Origin of the sequence: Paenibacillus sp. GM2, assembly GCF_900069005.2 — a bacterium.
GTDB lineage: Bacteria > Bacillota > Bacilli > Paenibacillales > Paenibacillaceae > Fontibacillus.
Map to the genome: position 1 here is coordinate 957,463 of NZ_LN831279.1, position 12,202 is coordinate 969,664.

A 12,202-nucleotide genomic window follows, 5' to 3' on the forward strand; every position below is an offset into this window, starting at 1 on the left:
GCAATAACAGCGCTGTGGGCAGCATTACCATTAACGGCGGGTCTGTCAAGGCGCTTGACAGCAAGTCGGCGACCAGTGTGTTCCCTAGCCCAAGCAACAGCGCGGGATATGGAGTCTATCTCAATACGCTGACGATTCCGAACCATATTAACGAATATGTGGCTGCAGGAAGCTTGAACGGTGTTGATTTCGCGGGTGAGCCTAATGCGCAGGCAGGTATCTATGGCATTCACGATGTGAAGACTCTGCCTAATGATATCAAGACGAACGGCGTATTGTATTTCTATCTGCCGACTTCCGGGGAAGTGGATGAAGAGATTCTCGTAACGCCAGCAAGCATTACTTATGGTACTTATGGAGCCAGTTATGTCCGGGGGAATCATGACAGTAACGCACAGACCTTGGCGGAGACGCTCAAACTCGAAATTCTATCTCCTGAAACTGGAGGCACACCGCAAAAAGAACTCTCAGGCGCGATGTACACGGGTGCAATTACCTGGCATGACGTGACGAATGGCGGAGTGCTTAAAGGTAAATTTGCAGGAGAAACTGTCTATAAAGCATCGGTCGAGTTGAGGGCTATCAATAGCTACAGCTGGCCACCTACTTATGTCATGGTAGATGGTGGATCTGTATCCAATACGAAGGTGAATGGCACTGGTGTTGGCAATACCTTGACTTTTGATGTAGAGTTTCCTGCTACAGCGGCTGGTGAAGTCGAAGACGATCCAGAATCTGTGCCGGATCCGGGCCCTGCACCGGGATCTAATATATCTATATCCGTGGTAGTAAGTATCTGGAACGAGTTGAATAGAGCTATTGAATCGGCTATTCAAGAGAGAATCAATCTCGGAGCTTCCTCGATTACTATCGATCTGAGTCAATTACGTCCTACAGACGAGGTAACCACAGTCTCGATACCTAAGGATGAGACGGTTACCATAAAAGGGGTAGCAGGCAAGACGTTTGATAAGGTAGCTTTCCGGTTTGAGGGAAATAACAAGATTACGATTGAAAATCTGCAGGTCAAATCGGATGACCAGCACAAAAGTACTTATGATGCCAGACAAGGCCCGGCACCTTTGTATTTTGTATCCGGTGATAATGCCCTTGTTTTCAAAGGGGAAAATATTATCACAAGTGGACATACGACACTAGGACAGCAAGGCTATGGTGCAGCGATAGGCATATCGTTTGGCAGCAATTTGACGATTTCAGGCGCGGCGGATGATGCCAACGCAAGCTTGACCGCGAATGGCGGTGTGAGCGGCGCCGGTATCGGCGGCGGGGAATCGAACACAGTCGGAAATATTGCTATCAATAGCGGTCGGATCATTGCCAATGGCGGTCGTTTTGCTCCAGGCATCGGCGCCGGAGGATCCAACGGGATCATGAGCGGTATTACGATTAATGGCGGGGTTATTACTGCCAATGGCGGCAGCAGTCTTCTTGGAAGCGGTGGTGGAGCGGGCATTGGCCTTAGCGCATCAGATGCTACTTCAGACTTACACGGCCAAATTGATCGTATTACGATCAACGGCGGTACTGTAGAAGCGGTCGGTGGTCCTGCAGCAGCAGGTATTGGCACTGGCCCGGGTTCTTCCGGGACAATTGGCAGTATCAAAATCAATGGCGGGACTATAACTGCAACTGGCGGTAATCGCGACGGTATTCTTTTATCCGGCGGTGGAGCTGGGATCGGTATCGGCAGAAACGACAGCGGAAGCATTGGCAATATCAGCATTGCTGGCGGCCAGATCGTTGCGACCGGCGGTCAAGGCTCCGCAGGCATTGGCGGAGGTCCTTGGGCGAAAAATGCAGTAGACAGCATTTTAATTTCCGGTGGTACTATCACCGCTAAAGGCGGTTCCGACGGTAATGGTATCGGCAAAGGCAGCGACGGTGTTGTCGGCGAGATTACTATAGATGGCGGTTCAGTTCAGGCTACCAACAGTAACTCGGTAACCAGCGTCTCTCCAAGGCCTGTCAACAGTGCGGGTCAAGCGGTTTACCTTAATACCCTTACTGTTCTTCGACACAGTGATCAATATGTGGCGGCAGCCAGTATTAATGGAGTGGATTGTGCAGATCTTCCGGACGCACAATCAGGTGTTTATGGTATTAAAGATGTGAGAATGCTGCCGAATGACAGCAAGGTGAACGGCAATCTGTTTTTCTACTTGCCACCTTCTGGCGAGATAGAAGAAGAGGTTCTCGTAACGCCATCCAGCAATAATTATGGGGCATATGGTGCCCGTTATATTCGCAGAAGTCATGACGAGAATGCGCAGACACTAGCGGAGACAATTAAGGTTAACATCGTCGCTCCGAAAACGGGAGAAGCTCCTCAAACGGCGGTTTCGGATGTTAAGTTTACAGGTACAATCACCTGGTACAACAAGACAAATGGCGGCGAGGATTTTGCTGGCAGCACGTTTGCTGGAAATACGAAGTATTCGGCAACAGTAAAACTGAAATCATTGAATACTTATAGTTGGCCAACAACGATGTATATTTCAGTGAATGGTACAGTATCCAATATGAAAGTAACGGGTACGGGTGCCGGCAATACCCTGACTTTTGACGTTGAGTTCCCTGCTACGGAATTTATCACTTTAGGGGATCAGAGCATCGTCATGAAGGCTCCAGTCATCGGAGAGACACCTCAAGCTGAGGTAGCTGACGGAGACGGATTTACAGGGACTAGTCTAACTTGGTATGACGAAACAAACGGAGGAGTTCACAACGGCGTGTTTGCTTCAGGAACGGTTTACCGAGCAGCTGTTGTATTGACCTCCGGGGGTAACTACAAATGGCCATTGATCGTACCTAGTATTACGGTAGATGGCGGAGTAGTAACCAACATCACAGTTGATGAGCTTGGTAGAGAATTAACTTTTGATGTTGTTTTCCCAATGACACCAACCGTGACCGCACCGGATGGTTCTACCATCACGGATAATGGAGATGGCACAGTAACTGTAGAACTGCCAAGTGGTTCGACAGTAACCGTACCGTCTGGTTCGAACGTAACGGATAACGAAGACGGCACAGTCACTGTGGAGGTCCCAAGCGGCCCAACAGTAACCGTCCCGGAAGGCTCAACCGTAACGGATAACGAGGATGGCACAGTCACTGTAGAGGTTCCGAGTGGCCCGACAGTAACGGTCCCAGGTGGCTCAACCGTAACGGATAATGAGGACGGAACAGTAACCATAGAACTGCCAAGCGGTTCGACGGTAACCGTCCCGGATGGTTCGGTCGTAACGGATAACGGGGATGGCACAGTAACCATAGAACTGCCAAGTGGTTCAACGGTAACTGTACCGAATGGCTCGGTTGTAACAGATAACGGAGATGGAACAGTAACTGTAGAACTGCCAAGCGGTTCGACAGTAACGATACCGTCTGGTTCAATCGTAACAGATGGCGAGGACGGCATGGTAATTGTAGAACTGCCAAGCGGGGAAACAGTGACCGTACCATCCGGCTCCATTGTAAATGAAGATGGAACTATCGTTGGTGAACAACCGGGTGAACAGCCAGGTGAGCAACCGGGCGAACAGCCAGGTGAACAACCAGGAGAGCAGCCGGGAGAGCAACCAGGAGAACAACCAAGTGGTCCGAGCGTAACTGTCCCGGACGGCTCAGTTGTAACAGATAACGAAGATGGGACAGTAACCGTAGAACTTCCAAGTGGTTCAACGGTGACGGTACCAAATGGCTCGATTGTTATAGATAACGGAGATGGAACAGTAACTGTAGAGCTGCCAAGCGGTTCAACAGTAACGGTACCATCAGGTTCGATCGTAACAGATGGCGAGGACGGCATGGTAATTGTAGAACTGCCAAACGGGGAAACAGTGACCGTACCATCCGGCTCCATTGTAAATGAAGATGGAACTATCGTTGGTGAGCAACCGGGCGAGCAGCCAGGTGAACAACCAGGAGAGCAGCCGGGAGAGCAACCAGGAGAACAACCAAGTGGTCCGAGCGTAACTGTCCCGGACGGCTCAGTTGTAACAGATAACGAAGATGGGACAGTAACCGTAGAACTTCCAAGTGGTTCAACGGTGACGGTACCAAATGGCTCGATTGTTATAGATAACGGAGATGGAACAGTAACTGTAGAACTGCCAAGCGGTTCAACAGTAACGGTACCATCAGGTTCGATCGTAACAGATGGCGAGGACGGCATGGTAATTGTAGAACTGCCAAGCGGGGAAACAGTGACCGTACCATCCGGCTCCATTGTAAATGAAGATGGAACTATCGTTGGTGAGCAACCAGGCGAACAGCCAGGTGAACAACCAGGTGAACAACCGGGTGAACAGCCAGGTGAGCAACCGGGCGAACAGCCAGGTGAACAACCAGGAGAGCAGCCGGGAGAGCAACCAGGAGAACAACCAAGTGGTCCGAGCGTAACTGTCCCGGACGGCTCAGTTGTAACAGATAACGAAGACGGCACAGTAACCGTAGAGGTCCCGAGTGGCCCAACAGTAACTGTCCCGGACGGCTCTACCGTAACGGACAATGAGGATGGAACAGTCACTGTAGAGGTTCCAAGTGGCCCGACAGTAACAGTTCCAGGTGGCTCAACTGTAACGGATAACGAAGATGGAACAGTCACTGTAGAGGTTCCAAGTGGCCCGACAGTAACGGTCCCAGGTGGTTCAACCGTAACGGATAATGAGGATGGCACAGTCACTGTAGAGGTTCCGAGTGGCCCGACAGTAACTGTCCCGGACGGCTCTACCGTAACGGACAATGAGGATGGCACAGTAACCGTAGAACTGCCAAGCGGTTCGACGGTAACCGTCCCGGATGGTTCGGTCGTAACGGATAACGGGGATGGAACAGTAACCGTAGAGATCCCGAGTGGCCCAACAGTAACAGTTCCAGGTGGCTCAACTGTAACGGATAACGGAGATGGAACAGTAACCGTAGAACTTCCAAGTGGTTCAACGGTAACCGTACCAAATGGCTCGGTTGTTGTAGATAACGGAGATGGAACAGTAACTGTAGAACTGCCAAGCGGTTCAACAGTAACGGTACCATCAGGTTCGATCGTAACAGATGGCGAGGACGGCATGGTAATTGTAGAACTGCCAAGCGGGGAAACAGTGACCGTACCATCCGGCTCCATTGTAAATGAAGATGGAACTATCGTTAGTGAGCAACCGGGCGAACAGCCAGGTGAACAACCGGGTGAACAGCCAGGTGAGCAACCGGGAGAACAACCGGGAGAACAGCCAGGTGAGCAACCGGGCGAACAACCGGGAGAACAACCAGGCGAACAACCGGGAGAACAGCCAGGTGAGCAACCAGGCGAACAACCGGGAGAGCAACCGGGCGAACAGCCAGGCGAACAACCAGGCGAACAGCCAGGTGAGCAACCGGGCGAACAGCCAGGTGAACAACCAGGAGAGCAGCCGGGCGAGCAACCAGGAGAACAACCAAGTGGTCCGAGCGTAACTGTCCCGGACGGCTCAGTTGTAACAGATAACGAAGATGGGACAGTAACCGTAGAACTTCCAAGTGGTTCAACGGTGACGGTACCAAATGGCTCGATTGTTATAGATAACGGAGATGGAACAGTAACTGTAGAGCTGCCAAGCGGTTCAACAGTAACGGTACCATCAGGTTCGATCGTAACAGATGGCGAGGACGGCATGGTAATTGTAGAACTGCCAAACGGGGAAACAGTGACCGTACCATCCGGCTCCATCGTAAATGAAGATGGAACTATCGTTAGTGAACAACCGGGAGAACAGCCAGGCGAACAACCGGGCGAACAGCCAGGTGAACAACCAGGAGAGCAGCCGGGAGAGCAACCAGGCGAACAACCAAGTGGTCCGAGCGTAACTGTCCCGGACGGCTCAGTTGTAACAGATAACGAAGATGGGACAGTAACCGTAGAACTGCCAAGTGGTTCAACGGTAACCGTACCAAATGGCTCGGTTGTTGTAGATAACGGAGATGGAACAGTAACTGTAGAACTGCCAAGCGGTTCAACAGTAACGGTACCATCAGGTTCGATCGTAACAGATGGCGAGGACGGCATGATAATTGTAGAACTGCCAAACGGGGAAACAGTGACCGTACCATCCGGCTCCATCGTAAATGAAGATGGAACTATCGTTGGTGAACAGCCAGGCGAGCAACCGGGAGAACAACCGGGAGAGCAACCAGGTGAACAACCAGGTTCAGGCCAAGAAACAGGTAACGCAGGCGGCAGCACAGGAGGTAATGTAGGAGGTATTACAGGTGGCAACGCAGGCGGCAATACAGATAGTAATACTGGAGACATTGCAGGTGGCAATATAGATGACAGTACTAGTGACACTACAGAGGATAACACAGGTGACAGCGTAGTTGTCTGGAAGAATCCTTTTATCGACGTGAAAGAGTCAGACTGGTTCTACAAGGCTGTAGAGTTCAGTGTAGTCAGAGGACTATTTAATGGGACAACTGCGACAACGTTTAGCCCGAATCTGCCAATGACGCGTGCGATGCTGGTGACAGTACTTTATCGTCTTGAGGGCTCACCTGTAGTGAAGGGGACCAATAGTTTCACGGATGTGAAAAACGGAGAATGGTACACAAATGCGATCATTTGGGCCAATGCGAATGGTTTTGCCACTGGATATGGCGGCGGTCGATTCGGGACAAATGATAACGTAACGCGTGAACAGATGGCATTAATTCTGTATAACTTTGCGGTGTACAAAGGATACGATGTAACGAAGAGATCGGAGCTGGCTGCTTATGATGATGCGTCAAGCATTAGCAGTTGGGCATATACAGCCATGAGCTGGGCGAATGCCGAAGGCATCGTTAAGGGGCGTTCCAATACGACGCTCGTGCCGAAAGGCTATTCGACTCGTGCGGAGGTTGCGACGATTCTGATGCGTTTCATCCAAGGTTATATGGAATAAGCAAACCTATAAGTAAAGAAGAGGGTGGCCACAATGGCCCCCTCTTCTTGGCTTATATAAGCAAACCCAAAACGCGGTAAGACAATCCAAGCATAAAGATAATTGAATTTACTGGCGGAGAAAATCTGGCACCAGTCCTGAATCAAAGGAAGGGAAAACTAATTGGTTCTCTTGGAGGAATTGCTCTGAGACCTTCGAGCTATGACTGCCAAACGTCCATTATCATTGGAATATTCGCATGTTGAGAGGGTTATAAGCTGATCCCCATACTCGGCCGATATCCCCGTATTATAAAGAGCGAGCTGTTTTATATTTTGAATGAAGGCATCAAATTCTGTTTTTGTCTCTGCGTTTATAAATTGATAGTACTTGAAGACCTGTTCATCCTTGCGGTATACCTTGGAAAGAATCACAGCGATAACTTCATATTCCCCATGCTCATAGAGAGTGTCAAACTGAATGATGGGGTGCTTTTCGTAATAGTCTTTATTCTTGTAATAGGTCAACGCGTGAAACATGCTTCCATTCTTCATATTGTGTCCATGGATGATCCAGTTTGTGGTTGGTTCTGCTATGCTGGAGCGGGAGTCCAAAAAAGGGAGGCCACTTTTGCTTTTACGTCGGTCGAAGCCATGATCCAGGTAAAATTCCGCATCTTGCGGGGTATGCATAACAGGGTAATGAATCGGGGTCCCCTCAATACTGAGCCAACCAGCGATATCCTGATTCTGCCGAGCTAAGGAACCAAGCTGAGGGAGTACTGCCTGTCGGGCTTTTTCTACGCCAACCTCAGAGGTTTCTGAATGAAGTACAAGGGCTGGAGCAGCAGAGGAGTTCATTTGCCGCTCCAACCCTTTAACTATATAAGCTGTATGGTAGTGATCATACGTATAAATTCCAAGGTGAATCAGGGAATACAGGAAGGTCATACTGAAAAAGGCGACAAGGATGGCTTTGCGTCTGTTCATAGGTTCTTACCGCCTTTCCGTACTTTGTATGATGTTATTTCCTGCGTCCAAGCTTGAAAAAAACAGCAATTGACAGCAGCATCAGGGATGCATAATAAGTCCATGATATATCCGAATCTCCCGTTTGCGGTATTTCGTCAAGTTCACTACTGCTTGTCGGTATTTCCACAGGTTCTATAATGACTGACGGTGGCGAGGAATCCTGCAATGGATGATTCGGATTATCAGCAGAAGGACTATTGGTACCATTGCTGTCAGGATCAGAGATATCAACCGTAGCCGGAATGCTGTCACCAGGATTAGAGGTGTTGTCTATAGTCGGTGAACTGGTGTTTGGATTGGAGACATCAATGGTGTCTGGAGTGTTATCGTTAGCAATAGTTGCATCGCCTGTATCAGGCGAGTTATGGCCCGGAGTGAAGATAGAAGTATTATTGTCAGCATTGTCATCCGGTTTTGAATTGCCGGCTTCACTTGCTGATTTGCTTACAATCATAAAATTGACATCCTGACTGATCCGCGCGGATTCATCAATATCGTTGTTTTTCCATACCGTATCAGTATTGACAGGGATATGTGAATACTGGTTATTGAGCCAGTTGGCAACCATTGAGAATAAGCCGTTAAGCTGCTGATTAGCCCTGTCCATATCCGTAACTCCGCCAACAGGCACTGTATTCTTTTGCTGATAGCTGCCTGGGTCCGTATTAGGATCTGCAAAAAAGACTAGTCCATCTTCATTATTGATTCTTACCTGAAGCCTTCTTGTGGTAGCAATATGTGAGAAGGCGTATTCGCCATTCTTATCGGTGACCGTTGTTGCAATGACATTATTGCTGCTCTCTTCAAGCAGTTCCACTGTCTGGCCGGACAAGCTGCTGCCCTGATTCCAATCCATGCCCGCCCCTTCGGGCAGTTCCACTTGACGAACAATGCCGTGGATTTGAGGGGAAGATAGGATTGTAGTTATTGGGACTTCAACCGTAGACATGGATTCGTAGATCGAAGTTACCAGCTTCCACTCTTCCATCAGAGCGACAGCGCCATTAAATTCCCCCGTTGTTATATTATTGTCTGCGAGCTTCATAGGAAAACTTATGTTTATGGTTAACGGTTGATAAGTGCTTGCCAATTTCAAGTCGAGAGGTTCGGTGCCAAGTGCTATGGAATTAGGAATCATGCTGTGATGCTCTACGCGAATCGCATTTGTACTGCTAATAGGATTTGGCGGGATTTCGGAAAAGGTAGCCCCGCCGTCGGTAGAGTAGGAGATGGCTAATATTATTGAAAGCTCTTCGCCAGATAAAAACTCCTCCTGTCTATCCAGGAATTCCGGCCAATTCGTACTTGCAGCTTGATAGACGATTGGCTCTGGAATGCCATCGAGAAGCAGCTTTTGCTGGTTCGGGAAATGTAGTATCGTCGTGCTCTGGCTGAGTAGGGCCGGTACGAGTGCTATACCGAAACTTCCTGTCAGTGAATCATCAATGGCATCCGGATAATGAACAACCGTCAGTGTTTTGAGGCTAGGAGTATTTAAGTCGTACATAGCCGTCTTGGATGACTCCAGGGTAAAGAAAACATTGCGCGAACTATTAGATATGGCAGTTGCTTCCGAAAAGTCAGGTTCTTCTTCCGCTTCAACTGGGGTTACTGACTGCTCATAACCTTCGGTTGGGAACTCAGAAATACTTGCTGATGCCGGAGAATCCTGTGCCTGGTCCGGAGGAGCGCTATCCATCCGATCCGATATTTCCGGAACCGCATCTTCCGCATTGACATATAGAGGAGAAGCGGAAAATAAAAGAGGAATTAACAAAAACCCGGAGATGATGGAACTGGCCCTAAATACTGGTGATCTCATTTCTTGGCCTCCTAAAGCTAATATTTTGCCAATCCAATCTAATGATAAATTCCTCTCGTTTTAGAGGTGAATGTTCCGAATTCATCGTTTTTTGTGCTGAATTTATAGGAGGGGAGATTTGAAAGCGTTGTCCTCTTGTTCAACCTGTCCATAAGAGGTTTAGGGGGATGTCGGTAGAATGAGCTTTATTTGAAAGATGCCTTGCTCAGAATCAGGATCCAGATGCACCAGTCCACCCAAACCCTCTATGGTTTCCTTTACAATTTTCAGACCGAGACCGTGAAATTCTTTGTTCTCTTTGGTAGACAGCAGTTCGCTACCCTTCATCAGCAAATGACCATCAAATGAATTAGAAACCTCAATGGTCGTCCAATCGTAAGTGTTTCCGCTGGTAATCTTAATGAATCGGTCAGGACCGGATACTTTATCGCAGGCGTCAATGGCATTATCTATTACATTCGTGAAAATACGGACGATTTCCAGTTCGGTTAATGAGATACTTTCGGGGAGGTGGGCCATAGCCGAAAAAAAGATCCCTTTGCCTTCACAAGTGTTGGCTGCATCCTGCAAAATAGCATCGAGGAGGACATTGTTGGAGTAGGTTCGATGAATTTGTACATTTTTATGCATCGTATCATGAATATTGCCCAGCATCCGGGCCGCCTGCTCATACTCCTGGTTCTGCAGCAAGTTTTTCATTGAGTTCATCATATTGTTATAGTCATGCTGAAATGCGCGAAAGCTCTCCGTAAACCGGCGATAGGATTGATAATGGTGCATTTGGCGGGATAGCTGCTCCTCCAGCTGGCGGGTATGAAGTTCATATTCGAACAGCTCTGATACTTTGGATGTATGATTAAAGATGAATATCAGCCACAATTTACCTACAACGCAGGAAATACAATATAAATCTGTGAACCAGGCTTGTTTCAAGCCAAGGAAACGTCCATCGTTTACAAGCGTAAGATAGACCAATTGAAGGAACAGGTAAATGATCACAAACTTGAGTTGTTCCCTGTTATATAGCAGCTGTCTGGCTCTTAAATCCGAGACGATTAGCCTGCGGGTAAGCAGATTGGACAGTATGGAAAGAAGAACAGCAAGTATGAATGTGGTGTAATAGTAAGTGTCTTGCTCAAGAACCTCCTTAATGCTCTTGTTAAATGCGATGGCATAAACCGAAATAACGATGCCTCTACTGCTGTATAAAGAAAACATGTAAAGGGTGCCTACATATAAAAATTGCAAGTGGCTGCCACGGAAAAGCCAATGATAGGAAAGCATGATAGATCCTATTATGATGTAGACCACAAATCGGTGATCGAGCAATAAATAGGAGATCGCTGTGATACCGGTGCTGATGGCGATAGCGGCTACATAGGAAAGCCAGTGGCTTCTTTTTGACGGAAAGTATCTTTTGAAATAGGACAGATAGTAGGCATTATAAACAATTAACAGGGCGAATGATAAAGGCATCATGAGTTTCACCATCTCTTTGCCATTAATAGCCATGAATGCTTGCAGCACTTACATAGTCGGCAAAAGTTTTTCTGACGTCTTTCATATAGGTCACCCCTATAGGAATATTCTCACCTGTCTTGAGAACCAGGCTATTTTGATGAAACCAGGTAATGTAGCGAAGATTCACCAAATAAGAACGATGGACGCGAACGAAATTCTTGCCGGCTAATTGCATGCCCAGCTGCTCCATGGTGGAGTAGAACTCCAGGCTTTTATTTTTGCTGTAATGTACGGTTACGATTCTTTTCCAGATTTCAAAATAAGCAATATCCTTGATGGGGATAATGGTTCGACTGCTGCCGGAACCGCATATGAAAAGATCACTTGTTTTCTGCTGAACCATGCTTACTGCCCGGAGAAATACTTGTTCGAACTTGTCCGAAGGGGTTGAAGATTTGAGCAAATACTGGACCGCGGCAATATCAAATGCTTCGTATACATAGTCCTCACTGGTGGTAAGGAATATAATCTCTGATTTACATCCAAGCTGGCGAAGTTTTTTGGCAGTATCCATCCCGTTCATTTGGCGCATCAGGATATCGAGGTAAATAATATCCGCCTGATTCGGAAAATCGGAAAGATGAAAAAGCAGTTCTTCTCCGCTATAGAATGACGAAATGGAAACGTCTATATTGTTTCTGCTGGAAATCTGCCCGATCATCATGGCATATTGGTCCAAGGTTTCCTTATTATCATCACATAAAAATATTGTTATCATCGTTTTCACCATCCATTTTTCCCATCCGACAGGAACCTAGCCCTGTTCTTCTGTCTATAGTCTGAATCAATGTAAATGATTTAACACTAAAAATTTTAGATGCAGCATATCGTATTATACAAATTTATTGAAATATGAACATATTAGTTATCTATTCGAAAAAAGGATATAAAAAAGAATACAGTAAACTTTT

General features: G+C 47.6%; 5 protein-coding genes. 1 reads left to right on the top strand and 4 read right to left on the bottom strand.

Annotated features, from left to right (window positions below; genetic code table 11):
- The first annotated feature begins 14 nt into the window (after positions 1-14).
- Positions 15-6,938 carry an S-layer homology domain-containing protein gene (locus BN1360_RS14185; protein ID WP_229521008.1) on the top strand — a complete coding sequence of 2,308 codons (6,924 nt, stop codon included), beginning with the start codon at positions 15-17 and terminating at the stop codon, positions 6,936-6,938.
- Between the two features lie 158 nt (positions 6,939-7,096).
- Here the strand turns inward: BN1360_RS14185 and BN1360_RS14190 are convergent, their stop codons facing one another.
- The 4 genes from BN1360_RS14190 to BN1360_RS14205 all read right to left on the bottom strand — a co-directional run bounded on the left by BN1360_RS14190 (position 7,097) and on the right by BN1360_RS14205 (position 12,009).
- The gene (locus tag BN1360_RS14190) at positions 7,097-7,906 is read right to left on the bottom strand and encodes a class B sortase (protein ID WP_068780513.1); all 810 of its coding nucleotides are present in this window, start codon (positions 7,904-7,906) and stop codon (positions 7,097-7,099) included.
- A 34-nt stretch (positions 7,907-7,940) separates the two neighbouring features.
- Entirely contained in the window at positions 7,941-9,770 is a 1,830-nt protein-coding gene (locus tag BN1360_RS14195; RefSeq protein WP_068780514.1) for an LPXTG cell wall anchor domain-containing protein, read from the bottom strand.
- A 159-nt stretch (positions 9,771-9,929) separates the two neighbouring features.
- Positions 9,930-11,282, bottom strand: coding sequence for a sensor histidine kinase (locus BN1360_RS14200; protein WP_229521009.1), 1,353 nt, complete (start codon positions 11,280-11,282; stop codon positions 9,930-9,932).
- Positions 11,272-12,009, bottom strand: coding sequence for a LytR/AlgR family response regulator transcription factor (locus BN1360_RS14205; protein ID WP_068780687.1), 738 nt, complete (start codon positions 12,007-12,009; stop codon positions 11,272-11,274). Before BN1360_RS14205 ends, BN1360_RS14200 begins: the two co-directional genes overlap by 11 nt.
- Between the last annotated feature and the right edge of the window lie 193 nt (positions 12,010-12,202).